This window comes from Streptomyces sp. NPDC015144 (genome assembly GCF_043079735.1).
In the GTDB taxonomy this organism is placed as follows: Bacteria; Actinomycetota; Actinomycetes; order Streptomycetales; family Streptomycetaceae; genus Streptomyces.
In genome coordinates, this window is sequence record NZ_JBIBUU010000007.1 from 285856 (window position 1) to 300930 (window position 15075).

Sequence of the window (15075 nt, forward strand, 5' to 3'; positions counted from 1 at the left end):
ATGAGCAGCAACGAAACGCCGCGCGGCCCCGTCGACTCCTCCCGCGTCCCCCGGTACGCCGGCCCCGCCACCTTCGCCCGGCTGCCCCGCCTCGACGAGGTCGGCACCACCGACGTCGCCGTCGTCGGCGTGCCCTTCGACACCGGCGTCTCCTACCGCCCCGGCGCCCGCTTCGGCGGCAACGCGATCCGTGAGGCCTCGCGCCTGCTGCGCCCGTACAACCCGGCCCAGGACGCCTCCCCGTTCGCGCTCGCCCAGGTCGCCGACGCCGGGGACATCGCGGCCAACCCGTTCAACATCAACGAGGCCGTCGAGACGATCGAGGCCGCCGCCGACGACCTGCTCGGCACCGGCGCCCGGCTGATGACGCTCGGCGGCGACCACACCATCGCCCTGCCGCTGCTGCGCTCCGTCGCGAAGAAGCACGGCCCGGTCGCCCTGCTCCACTTCGACGCCCACCTCGACACCTGGGACACCTACTTCGGCGCCGAGTACACCCACGGCACCCCGTTCCGCCGCGCCGTCGAGGAGGGCATCCTCGACACCTCCGCCCTCTCCCACGTCGGCACCCGCGGCCCGCTCTACGGCAAGCAGGACCTCACCGACGACGAGAAGATGGGCTTCGGCATCGTCACCTCCGCCGACGTCATGCGGCGCGGCGTCGACGAGATCGCCGACCAGCTCCGCCAGCGGATCGGCGACCGCCCGCTGTACATCTCCATCGACATCGACGTCCTGGACCCGGCGCACGCCCCCGGCACCGGCACCCCCGAGGCCGGCGGCCTGACCTCCCGCGAGCTCCTGGAGATCCTCCGCGGCCTCGCCTCCTGCCACCTGGTCTCCGCCGACCTCGTCGAGGTCGCCCCGGCGTACGACCACGCCGAGATCACCTCCGTCGCCGCCTCGCACACCGCCTACGAGCTGACCACGATCATGTCCCGGCAGATCGCCGCCGCCCGGACGAAGTGAGCCCGCACGGCACCCGCCGACGGCCGGTGCCGACTGCGCCGCCCGCATGACACCGGCACACCTCGCCGGGTGATGTGAGCCGCACAACGCGTGTCTCGTACAACTTTTCCGTTCCCCAGGAGTCATGTGTTTCGGGCGTGCCGGGCGCGCGCCCGAAACGATGACTCGGGGAACGGGGAAGCCTCATGACCGCTGGATCCCACATATCCCGCCGCACGCGGGGCGCGCTGTCCGTCGCGCTCGCGGCCGGCGTACTCGCACCGGTGGCGCTCGGTGCCGCACCCGCCGCCGCGGCGACGACACCGACGGTGAGCTGCACCTCCGGCAAGGCGGGGCTCGCCGCCAAGCTGTCGAAGGACATCACCGCCGCGCTCAAGAACCGTAAGTCCACCACCGCCGTGGCGCTCTACGACCGCACCACCAAGACCAACTGCACCCTGCGCGCCACCAGCGCGTACGACTCCGCCAGCGTGGTGAAGGCGACCGTGCTGGCCACCCTGCTCTGGGACAACAAGAAGCAGAACCGCTACCTCACCCAGCGCGAGATCAACCTGGCCACGGCCATGATCACCAAGTCCGACAACGACGCGACCACCAGCCTGTGGAAGCAGCTCGGCGTCACCAAGATCAAGGGCTTCCTCAAGGCCGCCGGGATGACGCACACCGTGCCCGGCTCCGGCGGCTACTGGGGACTCACCCGGATCACCGCCCAGGACGAGCTTCGGCTCCTGCACCTGCTCACCGTGAAGAACAGCGTGCTCAGCGACAACTCCCGCGCCTACGAGCTCGGCCTGATGAAGAAGGTCGTCTCCGCCCAGCGCTGGGGCACCCCGGCCGGAGCTCCCGCCGGGGTGACCGTCCAGGTCAAGAACGGCTGGCTGCCGCGCGCCACCCACGGCTGGCGCGTCCACAGCATCGGCGCCTTCACCGGCAAGGGCCACGACTACGCCATCACCGTGCTCACCCACGACAACAAGACGATGAACGACGGCATCAACACCATCCAGGCCGTCGCCCGCGCCGTCCACAAGGACCTCAACCCGGCGGTCGCCGCGAGCACCACCACGACCGTCGCCCCGCCCGCCGCCCCGCAGGAGGCCGTCCCCGCGGTCCCGGAGGCCCCCGCCGTCCGCATGCTCACCGCGACACCGCAGCGGTCGTAGACCGACGGCCTACGACCTGATCCGCCGGACACGCCCTGAGGCCCGTCTTTGTAACGGCGGGATGAAATCCGAGGCCGGCCGCGTTGGTGCCTTCCGGTAGACCAGGTCTGACGGGAGGCACCGGTGACGGACGCAGAGGCAGAGGACGCACAGCGCGCGGCACGGACCCCGGGCTGGGCCCGGCGGCTGTGCGGCTACGCATGGCGCTACCGGCGCAATGTGCTGCTGGCGCTCGGCTCTTCGCTCGCGGGCATGGCGGTGATGGCCCTCGTCCCGCTGATCACCAAGGTGATCATCGACGACGTCGTGGTCGGCCACACCCGGTCCCTCGCCTTCTGGACCGGGCTCCTCATAGCCGCCGCCGTGCTCGTCTACGTCGCCACCTACATCCGCCGCTACTACGGCGGCCGGCTCGCCCTCGACGTACAGCACGACCTCCGCACCGAGATGTACGGGACGATCACCCGGCTCGACGGGAAGCGGCAGGACGAACTCTCCACCGGCCAGGTCGTCGGCCGCGCCACCAGCGACCTCCAGCTGATCCAGAGCCTGCTGTTCATGCTCCCGATGACCATCGGGAACATCCTCCTCTTCCTCATCTCCCTCGTGATCATGGCGTGGCTGTCGCCGCTGCTCACCCTGATCGCCGTCGCCGTCGCCCCCGCGCTCTGGTACATCGCCCGCCGCTCCCGCGCCCGCCTCTTCCCCGCCACCTGGTACGCCCAGGGGCAGGCCGCCGCCGTCGCCGGAGTCGTCGACGGGGCCGTCTCCGGCGTCCGCGTCGTCAAGGGCTTCGGGCAGGAGGAGCAGGAGACCGGCAAGCTCCGCGAGGTCGGCCGCCGCCTCTTCGCCGGGCGGCTCCGCACCATCCGGCTGAACGCCCGCTACACCCCCGCCCTCCAGGCCGTCCCCGCCCTCGGCCAGGTCGCCATGCTGGCCCTCGGCGGCTGGCTCGCCACCCGGGGACAGATCACCCTCGGCACCTTCGTCGCGTTCTCCACCTACCTGGCCCAGCTCGTCGGCCCCGTCCGGATGCTCGCCATGGTCCTCACCGTCGGCCAGCAGGCCCGCGCCGGCGTCGAACGCGTCCTGGAGCTCATCGACACCGAACCGACCATGAAGGACGGCACCAAGGACCTCCCGGCCGACGCCCCCGCCGGCGTCGAGTTCGACGACGTCCGCTTCGGCTACACCGAGGACCACCCCGTCCTCGACGGCTTCTCGCTGACCATCGAACCCGGCGAGACCGTCGCCGTGGTCGGCGCCTCCGGCAGCGGCAAGTCCACCGTCTCCCTCCTGGTCCCCCGCTTCTACGACGTGACCCACGGCGCCGTCCTCGTCGGCGGCCACGACGTCCGCGAACTCACCCAGTCCTCGCTGCGCGCCGCCATCGGCCTCGTACCGGAGGACAGCTTCCTCTTCTCCGACACCGTCCGCGCCAACATCGCCTACGGCGTCCCCGACGCCACCCAGGAACAGATCGACCAGGCGGCCCGCGCCGCCCGCGCCGACCGCTTCATCGCCGAACTGCCCGAGGGCTACGACACCAAGGTCGGCGAGCACGGACTCACCCTCTCCGGCGGCCAGCGCCAGCGCGTCGCCCTCGCCCGCGCCATCCTCACCGACCCCCGGCTCCTCCTCCTCGACGACGCCACCTCCGCCGTCGACGCCCGCGTCGAGCACGAGATCCACGAGGCACTGCGCCAGGTGATGGCCGGGCGCACCACCCTGCTCATCGCCCACCGCCGCTCCACCCTGAACCTCGCCGACCGGATCGCCGTCCTGGAGAACGGCCGCCTCGCCGACATCGGCACCCACGAGGAGCTGGAACGCCGCTCCCCGCTCTACCGTCGGCTGCTCACCGACCCCGACGAACTGGGCGGCACCTCGCCCGGCCACCGGCCGCCCACCCCCGCCGCCCCCGGCATCGAGGACGACCGCGCCCTCCAGGAGGAGCTGGACGCCGAGTTCGACGCCGAGCGCGGCATCAGCCCCCACCTGTGGGTCCGCAAGGAGGAGCCTGGCGATTCCACGACCGCCGGGATGCCCGCCACCCCCGAACTCCTCGCCCAGGTCGAGGCGCTGCCGCCCGCCACCGACACCCCCGACATCGACGAGGCCCGCGCCGTCCGCGCCGAGGACTCCTACGGGCTGCGCCGGCTGCTGCGCGGCTTCGGACTCCCGCTGCTGGTCAGCCTGGCGCTGGTCGCGGTCGACGCGGGCGCCGGGCTGCTGCTGCCGGTGCTGATCCGGCACGGCATCGACCAGGGCGTCACCCAGCTGGCGCTCGGCGCGGTCTGGGCGGCGTCCGCGCTGGCCCTGCTGGTCGTCCTCGTCCAGTGGGCCGCCCAGACCGGCGAGACCCGGATGACCGGCCGCACCGGCGAACGGGTGCTCTACTCGCTGCGGCTGAAGATCTTCGCCCAGCTCCAGCGGCTCGGCCTGGACTACTACGAGCGCGAGCTGACCGGCCGCATCATGACCCGGATGACCACGGACGTGGACGCGCTGTCCACGTTCCTCCAGACCGGACTGGTCACCGCCTTCGTCTCGGTCGTCACCTTCCTCGGCATCATGGTCGCGCTGCTCGTCCTGGACGTGCAGCTGGCCCTGGTCGTCTTCGCGACACTGCCGTTGCTGGTCGTCGGCACGTTCTTCTTCCGCCGCAAGAGCGTCCGGGCCTACGAACTGGCCCGGACCCGCATCAGCGCGGTCAACGCCGACCTCCAGGAGTCCGTCTCCGGGCTGCGGATCGTGCAGGCCTTCCGCCGCGAGCGCGACGGCGCCGACCGGTTCGCCGACCGCAGCGACCACTACCGCGAGGCCCGGGTGCGCGGCCAGTGGCTGATATCGGTCTACTTCCCGTTCGTCCAGCTGCTGTCCTCGGTGGCCGCCGCCGCCGTGCTGATCGTCGGCGCGGGCCGGGTCGACAACGGCACCCTCACCACCGGCGCGCTCGTCGCCTACCTGCTCTACATCGACCTGTTCTTCGCCCCGGTCCAGCAGCTCTCCCAGGTCTTCGACGGCTACCAGCAGGCCACCGTCTCCCTCGGCCGCATCCAGGAACTGCTCCGCGAACCGACCTCCACGAAGGACGCCGACGAACCGCTGGACGTGCTGTCGCTGCGCGGCGAGATCGCCTTCGAGGACGTCTCCTTCGCGTACGGGGGCGGCGGGACGGCCGACGACGACGCCGAGGCGGCGCTGACCGGCGTGGAGCTGCGGATCCCGGCCGGGCAGACGGTCGCCTTCGTCGGCGAGACCGGTGCGGGCAAGTCCACCCTGGTCAAGCTCGTCGCCCGGTTCTACGACCCGACCGGCGGCCGGGTCACCGTCGACGGCACCGACCTGCGCCGCCTCGACCTCACCGCGTACCGGCACCGGCTCGGGGTCGTGCCGCAGGAGGCGTACCTCTTCGCGGGCACCGTCCGCGACGCCATCGCCTACGGACGGCCCGACGCCACCGACGCCGAGGTGGAGGCCGCCGCACGGGCGGTCGGCGCCCACGACATGATCGCCACCCTGGACGGCGGCTACCTGCACGAGGTCGCCGAGCGGGGCCGCAACCTCTCCGCCGGGCAGCGCCAGCTGATCGCCCTGGCCCGCGCCGAACTCGTCGACCCGGACATCCTGCTCCTCGACGAGGCGACCGCCTCCCTGGACCTGGCCAGCGAGGCCCTGGTCAACCAGGCCACCGACCGCCTGGCCGGCCGCCGCACCACCCTGGTCGTCGCCCACCGGCTGACCACGGCCGCCCGCGCCGATCGGGTCGTGGTGATGGACCACGGCCAGGTCGTCGAGGACGGCACCCACGACGAGCTCCTCGCCCTGGACGGGCGCTACGCCGTGCTGTGGCGGACCTTCATCGGGGAGGACGAGCCCGCCACGGTGTGAGCGGCGGGCCCGTCCGCCGGGTCACCCGGCGTCGTCGGAGCGGTCGGAGATGGCGGAGATCTTCCCGGTCCGCAGATCGGAGCGGACGGTCAGGTACGTGTACGTGGGGTGCTTCCCGGCGCTCCAGGTGAGCCGCACCGTCGTCCAGGTGTGCCCGGCGGCGCTGTCCTCCGGGGTGACCCGGAAGTCGAGCGGGGTGTTCTGGGCGCGGAACACCCCGTCCGCGTGGTTGCGCCGCTCCCAGGCGTCCAGCTGGGACCGGAACCGGGGCGTCAGGTAGAACGCCCGCAGCTCGGCGGCGACCTTCTTGTCGGCGTCCCGCGCCGACACCGCGTCGATGTAGGCGCCGTAGAAGTGGGCGACCTGCTGGTGGGCCGAGCTGCTCAGCCCGGCCCGGGCCGGCGCCCGGTCCGGTGCCTGGGCCGCCCGGGGGCCCGCCGCGACCGCCGGGACCGCGGCCAGGGCGGTGAGCAGGGCGGCGGCGAGCAGCGTCCGGCGGACGGGGCGGCGGAGCCGGGGGCCCGACGGGGTGCGGAGAGGAGGCATGAGGGTGTTCCTGCCTTTCGTGCGGTGCTGTTCCGTGGAGCCATGCTGGCGCCTCGGCCGCTCCACGGACCGGGCACCGCGCGCGCAACCTTCGGACGGGCTTCCCGCGTCGTACACCTGTATGCGCATGTACCGAATCAGGGTGCGTATGTTCGAGTGATGATGGGGCGACGGGTGACCACAGCGACGGAGAGGCCCGGGGAGTCCGCGGACACCGCCGGAGACCGGAGCGGCAGCAGGGCCGGGGCGGTGCGCCGGGGGCTGGTGCGACCGGTGGTCCTGTCCGTGGTGGCCGCCCTCGGGCTGGTGCTCGGCGGCCCCGCGGTCGCCCCGGCGGGGGCCGTCTCGGTCTGTGCCGGGCGCCCCGCGAAGACCGTCCCGTTCGGCACCGGCGAGCTGCGCGTCTACAAGAGCCGCTCCTACGCCTGCGCGCTGGCGGTCGCCAAGAAGTCCGGCCCGCGCCGCGCGATGTCCGTGACGATCCAGGCACGCGGCGGCCAGCCCGTCACCGACAGCGGCCGGTACACCAAGCAGGCCGGCCCGGTGACGGTCCACGCCCTCAACCGCTGCGTCCGCGCCACCGGAAAGATCTCCGGCAAGTCCGGCTCCACCGGCTGGATCCTCTGCTGACCCTCCCTCCGGAGGTACGACAGCCCTTAGGCTCGCCGCCGACAAGGCGAATCGAGGGAGGTCGTATGCGCAAGGCGTTGAGAGGGTTCCTGTCGCTCGCGGTGCTCATCGGGACGGTGGGGGTGACGGGTGCGTCGACCGGGGCGGCCACCGCCGTCGGACCGGCCGCGGTGACCAGCGGGGCCGGAACCGCCGGCGACGGCACAGGCGCGGACATCACGGACATCAAGGACCGTCTCCTGGCGATCCCCGGAATGAGCCTCGTCCAGGAGAAGCCGTACGAGGGCTACCGCTACTTCGTCCTCGAATACACCCAGCCCGTCGACCACCGCGACCCGTCCCGGGGCACCTTCCAGCAGCGGATCACCGTTCTGCACAAGGACACCTCCCGCCCGACGGTCTTCTCCACCAGCGGATACAACGTCTCCACCACCCCCGGCCGCGCCGAGCCGACCCGGATCGTCGACGGCAACCAGGTCTCCCTGGAGTACCGCTACTTCACCCCGTCCCGCCCGTCGCCCGCCGACTGGTCCAAGCTCGATATCCGGCAGGCCGCCGACGACCAGCACCGGGTTTTCACCGCGCTGAAGCGGATCTACCCCGCCAAGTGGCTGGCCACCGGCGCCTCCAAGGGCGGCATGACGGCCACGTACTACAAGCGTTTCCACCCCGGCGACATGGACGGCATCGTCGCGTACGTGGCGCCCAACGACGTCGTCGACAAGGAGGACTCGGCCTACGACCGCTTCCTCGCCCGGGTCGGCGACAAGGCGTGCCGCGACCGGCTCGGCGCCGTCCAGCGCGAGGCCCTGGTGCGCCGGGCGCCGCTGGAGGAGAAGTACCGCGCGTACGCCGCCGAGCACGGCTACACCTTCGCCACCACCGGCTCGCTGGACAAGGCGTACGAGGCCGTGGTCCTGGACTACTACTGGACGTTCTGGCAGTACAGTCGGCCCGCCGACTGCGACACCGTCCCCGCCGATGCCAAGTCCGCCACCGACCAGGAGATCTGGGACTCCGTCGACGCGATCACCGGCTTCTTCGCCTACACCGACCAGGGCCTGGAGAAGTACACCCCGTACTACTACCAGGCGGGCACCCAGCTCGGTGCGCCGACCATCCGCCAGCCCTGGCTCGGCAACCTCAGCCGCTACGGCTACCAGCCGCCGCGCGCCTTCGTACCGCGCGCCATCCCGATGAAGTTCCAGCCCTCGGCGATGCGCGACATCGACGGCTGGGTGCGCCACCACGGTGAGCGGATGCTGTACGTGTACGGCGAGAACGACCCGTACGGCGCCGAGCCGTTCCGGCTGGGAGCGGGCTCCCGGGACAGCGCCGTCATGACCGTGCCCGGCGGCAACCACGGGGCCACCGTCGGAGCCCTCGCCGAGAGCGACCGGGCGTGGGCCACCGCCGCCGTACTGCGCTGGGCGGGCGTCGCCCCGGCCGCCGTGCGGGACGACCCGGCGAAGGCGAAGCCGCTCGCGGAGTTCGACGCCCGGCTCGACAAGCAGGACGTGAGGAACGAGCGGCAGCTGCGCCCGTAACCGGCCTTCGGGCCGGGGTGTACGTGCGACGCGTCGTGCGCGTATACCCCGGCCCGCTTGCTAGGACAGGGCCTGGCCCTGGCTCTGGGTACGGCGGCGACGGGTGAACATGAGCAGGCCCGCGCCGAGCGCGCCGAGTACGGCCGCTCCGGTCGCGTAGAAGCCGACCTGCGCGCCGGTGCTGGCGAGGAAGCCGCCTTCGTCCTTCGGCCCGGCGGCGGGCGTGGACGGGGCGGGCGCCGGCTGCGAGGACTTCTCCGACTCGGACGGCTGCGGCGCCGGAGCGCCCGGCGTCGAGGCCGAGGGGGTCGGGGTACCGGGCCGGGCCGGCGGCTGCGACGGCTGGTCGGGCGTGGACGGCTTCGGCGTCGGGGTGCCGGGCTGGGCCGGTTCGGGCTTGCAGGTGAAGGCCGGGGAGCCGGTCCACGGGTAGTTGTGGGTCTCGTTGCCCGTGCCGTGGGTCCGCATGTCCCCGCCGACGTACACCCGCCCGTTGGTGCTCGCGGTGAAGTCCGCGGAGGCCTTGGGAGCGAGGATCGAGCCCATGAAGTTCCCGCCACCGCCGAGGGTGAGCGAGGTGGAGCCCTCGAAGTTGTACAGGATCCGCGAGGCGGCGTCGCCGAAGTCGGCGGAGCTGTAGACGTCGACGCGGTCGTTGTTGAAGCCCACGGACATCGGCGATATCGACACCGGCTGCGAGCCGGTCACGTTGACCACGACGGAGTCGCCGTCGGGGATGGACGCGAAGCCGAACGACGAGGCGCCGTCGAGCTCGGCGGCGGTGATCTCGAAGACCTGGAGCGTGCCGTTGCCCGCGCCGGTGCTCTTGAAGGTGACGGTGTCGCCCGAGCGCGTGGTCGTGCCGGTGGCCTTCAGCTTCCCGAGGGAGGACGACTCGGTGCCGATGGTCCTGTCGAAGGACTGATAGGGGCTGAGGGCGGCGTCGGTGCCCAGGCCGGACGAGCGCTTCCCGCCGTTCGTCTCCAGCTCGCCCTTCTCGTCGATCTTCTTCCCCACCTGGACGGCGCCGCCGTAGCCGGACTTGGACGTGATGCCGTGGCCGACGTCCACCCTCGTGCCCTTGGCGATCGTCAGGTCACCGCCGACCGCGAGCATCAGCTCGCCCGCGTCCGGCAGGATCCCCGATCCGGCCCCGACCCGTCCGACGTTGAAGACGCCGCCCGAACTCTTGGCGAACGTCGCGTCGCCCTTGACGACGAGCAGCCCCTCCGCCTCCGCGGACGCGCCGTCGACGGTGTAGTCGCCTCCGGCGAAGAGGGCCACGTTGCCGTCGATGAACTGCGGGGTGTTGCCGATGCCCGGAAGCTTCCCGGAGGACGGGCAGTACTGCGACTCGCCGTCGGTGGCGGCGACGGGGGTCGCGAAGGCGCTGCCGGTGCCGAGCAGTCCGAGGGAGAGGAGGACGGCGAGTGCGCTTCCGGTCCGCCCGGCATTTCTTCCGGTGACGTGCATGATTTTGATCCTTGTCTTTTCTTCGGGAGGGGCGCGGCCGGGCATGGCGAATCGACTCGCCCGCGCGGTCGGAGCATGTGGAGAGGAGGAGCGGCGAGGAATGAGGGACGGGGTTACAGGGCCGCGGAGTTACGGAGTTACGGGGTGTGGAGTACGGGCGCGATTACCGGTACGGGTACGCATTCCCGTACCGGCCCGATTCGCCGTGCCGGTCCGGCCTTCCGTGCGAGGACGAGTTCCCGTTCCGGTGGGGATCCCGGTCGGTGGATTCGGTCTCCGCCCGAAGGGCCGCCCGGGTCAGTGGCCCGTAGACGCCCGACTCCTCGGGAATGTTCCGGGCCTTCTGATAACGGATCAGGGCGATTTCCACGGCCGCCGTGAAATTCCCGTCGGCGCTTCCCAGATACAGCTGGAGCTGTTGCAGCCTGCGCTGGAGGTCCGCGACCTCGCGGCCGGTGGATCCCAGGGCGAGGCCCGGCCGGTCCGTCGGGCGTGTCCGGTCCCGTGGGGGTGACGGGCGGTTCGCCGGCGGACCGGCCGGAGTGGAGGGGGCCGTGGGCGGCGACGCGGACGGGGTCGTGGACGACGTCGCGGCGGGCGGCGTGTCGGCCGTGGCCCGGGTGTCCGGGGCCTGGGCCCGTGCCCGGGCCTGGTCCGGGCGCGCCGTGCCGGTGGGCGGGGCGGAGGGGGAGGGCGGTGTGACGGAGTCCTGGGAGGAGAGGTTGGTGGAGATCGGGGCGACGAAGTCGGACCGCCGGGCGGTGAACGCGTCACAGACGAGGGAGACCGTGATCGCGACGCCGACCCCCACCGTCACCGTGCCGATGAGCAGCGCGGGGGACTGCTTCCGCCCCTTCGCGGAACGCCGGGCGGACCTGCGGACGGCCGGAGCCGGCCGGGACGGACGCGACGGCCGCGAGGACGGCGAGGAAATACCCGGCACGGGATTCTTTTCCCCGAACGGCCCGAAGGAACTGACCGGACCGACTGGACCGACCGGACCGACCGGACCGATAGGACTGGCGGAATGGGCGGGGTCGAAGGAATCGGTGTGACCTGCGGGGCCCGCGGGCTCGAAAGCGCCGGCGGACTCGAAGAGTTCGAGGTCGGCCGGGCGGACGCCCTGTCCGTTCTCACGGGAGGTGGACACCTTTCCGAAAACCCGTTCCTCGCCGGTCGGCACCCGGCCGGGTGCCGACCGCGGTCCGCATTCTTCTTCCGGTGTGCGCGACGCGAATTGCTGAAAGCCCACGTGCTCCGAGCTCCTTGTCCGGGCAGTCCGACAGAACTTGTTCAACGTGCGGGGGTTCGGGGCCGCCTTACCCGCCCGAACGGCGCATGCGCGCAGGCGGGGAGAAGGTCGCGCGACACATCGAGAACTCCAGGTTGTGGCGGAACCGAGGGTGTGGGGAGGAGGTTCCGTGACCTTCGCGCAGAACGTGAGCAGGAGTCAACTTAGAACAAAGCGCAACAAGGTGGCGATGATCGGGCATGCCACCTTAATTGGAAATTAAAGCGTGACGCACCTCACATCGCGGAGGTGGGAAGTGGGCTCCGGGCGGGGCCCCGGGCCGCGCCCGGCGGACATGACGACGGACGGCGCGCGGGACCAGGTGGTCCCGCGCGCCGTCCGTCGTTCCGGCGCTCCGTTGTTCCGTCGTTCCGCGTCGCCCGAGGCGTCCCGGGCGTCGCGGAACGACGGGGCCCGTCTCAGTACTTCAGGCCGTACCCCACCGGGTGCAGCACCCGGGCCGGGTCGTCCGCGCGCTGCACCGGGACCGGCAGGGTACCGCGCGGCGCCACCCGGCCCGCGATCACCCGGACGGCGGCCCGCAGCTCCACATCGGTCCAGGAGTACGTGGCCAGGTTCGCCGCGAAGCCGGTACCGGCCAGCTGGGCGACGTCGTACGGGTTGCGGATCGCGACCGTGATCACCGGGATCCCGGTCGCCGCCAGCGCGCTCACCAGGGTGCGCTGCGAACTGTTCGCCGTGACGTTGTACGTCGCCACGACCACCGCGTCCTTGCCGCGCGCGGCCTCCACCGCGCGGGCGATCACCGACGCGCTGGGCGCGGTGCCGGTGGAGAGCGCGGTCGCCGCGAAGCCCAGCTCGCCGAAGGCGGTGGCCAGGGTGGTGGTCGGCGGGCCGGTGGTGCCGGACGGGGACGCCGGGTCGGCGCCGACCACCAGCAGGTTCTTGTGCGAGCGGCGGGAGAGCGGCAGCACCGCCCCGTCGTTGGCGAGCAGCGTGGTGGTGCGCTCGGCGATCCGGTCGGCGGCGGCGAGATGCGCCCGGGTGCCGACGGTACGGTCCACGCCCGCGTGGCTGACGAACGGGTTGTCGAACAGCCCCAGCTTCGTCTTCAGCCGCAGGATGCGCAGAATCGATTCGTCGAGCCGGGCCTCGGTCAGCTCGCCGCTCTTCACGGCCCGGAGGACGGCGTTCCACGCGACGGCCAGGTCCGGCGGGTTCAGCAGCTGGTCGACGCCCGCCTTCAGGGCGAGGACCGGCACGCGTTCGTCGCCGTACTTCGTCCGCACCCCCTCCATGCCCAGCGCGTCGGTCACCACGACACCGTCGTAGCCCAGCTCCTCGCGGAGGATGCCGGTGAGGATCGGGTGGGAGAGCGTCGCCGGGTCGCCCGAGGGGTCCAGCTCCGGGACCACGATGTGCGCGGTCATGATCGAATCGATGCCCGCCGCGATGGCGGCCCGGAACGGCGGCGCGTCCAGCTCGGACCACTGCGCCCGGGTGTGGGTGATGACCGGCAGCCCGGTGTGGCTGTCGGTGCTGGTGTCGCCGTGGCCCGGGAAGTGCTTGGCGGTGGAGGCGATCCGGCTGCTCTGGTACCCCTTCACCTGCGCCGCGACCATCCCGGCCACGGACTGCGGGTCGGAGCCGAAGGAGCGTACGCCGATCACCGGGTTGGCCGGGTTGACGTTGACGTCGGCGTCCGGGGCGTAGTTCTGGTTGATGCCGACCGCGCCCAGCTCGGCGCCCGCGATCTGCCCGGCCTTACGGGCGTCGGAGCGCGAACCGCCCGCGCCCAGCGCCATCGCGCCCGGCATCAGGGTGGCCGGCTCGCCGACCCGGCAGACGATGCCGTGCTCCTGGTCGGTGGAGACCAGCAGCGGCAGCGGGGTGGGCCCGGCGAGGCCGGCGCGCTGGATGCCGTTGGAGAGGTCGGCGATCTGGTGCGGGTCGCGGGTGTTGTGCGCCCAGGCGAAGTAGATGATCCCGCCGACGTGGTACTTGGCGATCATCTCGGCGGCCGTGCGGACCCCGATCTCGGCCAGGTTGGCGTCGATGTCGGCCTGGTCGGGCTCGGTGGCGGAGTGCCCGTACACCCGCATCACGAAGAGCTGCCCGACCTTCTCCTCCAGGCTCATCCCGGAGACGATCCGCCGGATCCGGCGGTCGGTGGCGGCTGATTCGTGCGGCCCGCTGCTCGCGGACCTCGGGGCGGCGAGGGCGCCGGGGGCCAGGCCCGCGCCGGTGACGGCGGCGACCGCAGTCGCCGCGGTGGCGGTGAGGAGGGTGCGTCTGGAGGTGCGGTGGTGCACGTGAGCTCCTTCGGCCGTACTCGGGGACGAGAGGTGGGGAAAGAAACCTCTGGTGAAAGAAACTGCCAAGGAGCACGGATATCCAGAAAATAACTTCCGGTCAAGGGCTCGGACCGTTCCGGCCCGCGCGGCGTGGCCCGCATTACCGGCCACTGCGGGTGGAATCGGTCAGCGAGGCGGGGGCGGAGGGGCAGAGGGCGCGAGGCGCGGACAGCGAGGCGGGGGCGGTGAGGGAGGGATGGCGGGGCAGGGCCGGTGAGCGAGGGGCGACAGGGCAGGGGGCGGCACGGCGGCCGACGGACCGGTCAGCCGACGGGGCTCAGCCCCACCGCCGCCCCGTGCGCCCGCAGCGCCGCCACCGCCGTCGTGATCGCCGGGCGCCGGGCCGCCTCCGTACGCCACAGCGCGTACAGCCGCCGCACCGGCACCGGGTCGAGCTCCACCGCCACCACCCCCGCCGGCAGCGGCCCCCGCCCCAGGCGCGGGATCATCGCGACCCCGAGACCGGCGGCGAGCAGGGCGAGCTGGGTGTGGTTCTCCTCCGCCTGGTGCCGCAGGTCCGGCTCGCACCCGGCCGCCCGCAGCGTCCGTACGAGCCAGTCGTGGCAGACCGTTCCCGGCGGCTGGCAGATCCACCGCTCCTGCGCCAGCTCCTCGCGCCGTACCGAGCTCCGCCCGGCCAGCCGGTGCCCCTCCGGCACCAGCAGATCGCAGCGGTCGTCACCGAGCACCGCCTGCGCCACGCCCTCCGGGGCGGGCAGCGGGGCGATGTCCCAGTCGTGCGCGACCGCGAGATCGATCACGCCCTTGGCCACCAGATCGACCGACAGATGCGGATCGACCTCGGTCAGCCGGACGTCCAGCGCCGGATGGTCCCGGTCCAGCTCCGCCAGCACCCCGGGCAGCAGCCCGCGCGCCGCCGACGCGAACGCGCCGACCGACAGCCGCCCGGTCGGCAGCCCCCGGCGCTCCTCCAGCGCCGTCTCGGCGCGCTCCACGATCGCCAGCAGCTCCTGGGCGGTGTCCGCGAGCCGCAGCGCCTCCTCGGTCAGCGCGACCCCGCGCCCGCGCCGCTCCAGCAGGGTCGTACGGGTCTCCCGCTCCAACTTGGTGATCTGCTGGGAGACCGCCGACGGGGTGTAGCCGAGCGCGGCGGCGGCGGACGCCACCGATCCGTGCACGGAGACCGCGTGCAGGGCGCGCAGCCGGGGCAGATCCAGCACGGTGCCTCCCGGAGGGTGATTCATTAGCGTTGCTCAATTCCACCATGAAGGAATCCGCGCTGGTGC

Annotated in this window: 11 protein-coding genes; 6 read left to right on the forward strand and 5 right to left on the reverse strand. The window is 72.4% G+C overall.

What is annotated here, in order from left to right:
* The 3 genes from speB (at position 1) to ACF08W_RS15425 (ending at position 6026) form a co-directional block, all read left to right on the forward strand.
* Entirely contained in the window at positions 1-969 is a 969-nt protein-coding gene (gene speB / locus ACF08W_RS15415) for an agmatinase (RefSeq protein ID WP_352273855.1), read from the forward strand.
* 185 nt (positions 970-1154) lie between these two features.
* On the forward strand, positions 1155-2132 hold the full coding sequence (locus tag ACF08W_RS15420; protein WP_352273856.1) for a serine hydrolase: 978 nt from the start codon (positions 1155-1157) through the stop codon (positions 2130-2132).
* Positions 2133-2255: 123 nt separating this feature from the next.
* On the forward strand, positions 2256-6026 hold the full coding sequence (locus ACF08W_RS15425) for an ABC transporter ATP-binding protein (protein WP_392279493.1): 3771 nt from the start codon (positions 2256-2258) through the stop codon (positions 6024-6026).
* Positions 6027-6047: 21 nt separating this feature from the next.
* Here the strand turns inward: ACF08W_RS15425 and ACF08W_RS15430 are convergent, their stop codons facing one another.
* Positions 6048-6572 (reverse strand): hypothetical protein, encoded by a 525-nt coding sequence (locus ACF08W_RS15430; protein ID WP_392279494.1) that lies wholly within the window; start codon positions 6570-6572, stop codon positions 6048-6050.
* Positions 6573-6734: 162 nt separating this feature from the next.
* On the opposite strand from ACF08W_RS15430, the gene ACF08W_RS15435 reads away from it, so the two are divergent.
* Both ACF08W_RS15435 and ACF08W_RS15440 read left to right on the forward strand, forming a co-directional pair.
* A complete protein-coding gene (locus tag ACF08W_RS15435; RefSeq protein WP_385210385.1) occupies positions 6735-7202 on the forward strand; it encodes a hypothetical protein in 468 nt (155 codons plus the stop codon).
* 65 nt (positions 7203-7267) lie between these two features.
* Positions 7268-8749, forward strand: a complete 1482-nt coding sequence (locus tag ACF08W_RS15440; RefSeq protein WP_392279495.1) for an aminopeptidase — start codon at positions 7268-7270, stop codon at positions 8747-8749.
* A 60-nt stretch (positions 8750-8809) separates the two neighbouring features.
* On the opposite strand, the gene ACF08W_RS15445 is transcribed toward ACF08W_RS15440, so the two are convergent.
* Both ACF08W_RS15445 and ACF08W_RS15450 read right to left on the reverse strand, forming a co-directional pair.
* Positions 8810-10222 (reverse strand): choice-of-anchor A family protein, encoded by a 1413-nt coding sequence (locus ACF08W_RS15445; protein WP_392279496.1) that lies wholly within the window; start codon positions 10220-10222, stop codon positions 8810-8812.
* Between the two features lie 163 nt (positions 10223-10385).
* Complete coding sequence (locus ACF08W_RS15450) at positions 10386-10688, reverse strand: peptidoglycan-binding protein (RefSeq protein WP_392279539.1); 303 nt, start codon at positions 10686-10688, stop codon at positions 10386-10388.
* An 88-nt stretch (positions 10689-10776) separates the two neighbouring features.
* Between ACF08W_RS15450 and ACF08W_RS15455 the strand changes: the two genes are divergently transcribed.
* On the forward strand, positions 10777-11277 hold the full coding sequence (locus ACF08W_RS15455; RefSeq protein WP_392279541.1) for a hypothetical protein: 501 nt from the start codon (positions 10777-10779) through the stop codon (positions 11275-11277).
* 655 nt (positions 11278-11932) lie between these two features.
* Here the strand turns inward: ACF08W_RS15455 and ACF08W_RS15460 are convergent.
* Together ACF08W_RS15460 and ACF08W_RS15465 are read right to left on the reverse strand one after the other, a co-directional pair.
* Positions 11933-13786, reverse strand: coding sequence for a glycoside hydrolase family 3 protein (locus tag ACF08W_RS15460; protein WP_385480125.1), 1854 nt, complete (start codon positions 13784-13786; stop codon positions 11933-11935).
* Between the two features lie 305 nt (positions 13787-14091).
* The gene (locus ACF08W_RS15465) at positions 14092-15009 is read right to left on the reverse strand and encodes a LysR substrate-binding domain-containing protein (RefSeq protein WP_385210151.1); all 918 of its coding nucleotides are present in this window, start codon (positions 15007-15009) and stop codon (positions 14092-14094) included.
* Positions 15010-15075: the final 66 nt, after the last annotated feature.

Bases quoted from the DNA above. Each gene is read 5' to 3' on its own strand.
- speB (WP_352273855.1), top strand. From the start codon at position 1: ATGAGCAGCAACGAAACGCCGCGCGGCCCCGTCGACTCCTCCCGCGTC.
- ACF08W_RS15420 (WP_352273856.1), top strand. From the start codon at position 1,155: ATGACCGCTGGATCCCACATATCCCGCCGCACGCGGGGCGCGCTGTCC.
- ACF08W_RS15430 (WP_392279494.1), bottom strand. From the start codon at position 6,572: ATGCCTCCTCTCCGCACCCCGTCGGGCCCCCGGCTCCGCCGCCCCGTC.
- ACF08W_RS15435 (WP_385210385.1), top strand. From the start codon at position 6,735: ATGGGGCGACGGGTGACCACAGCGACGGAGAGGCCCGGGGAGTCCGCG.
- ACF08W_RS15440 (WP_392279495.1), top strand. From the start codon at position 7,268: ATGCGCAAGGCGTTGAGAGGGTTCCTGTCGCTCGCGGTGCTCATCGGG.
- ACF08W_RS15445 (WP_392279496.1), bottom strand. From the start codon at position 10,222: ATGCACGTCACCGGAAGAAATGCCGGGCGGACCGGAAGCGCACTCGCC.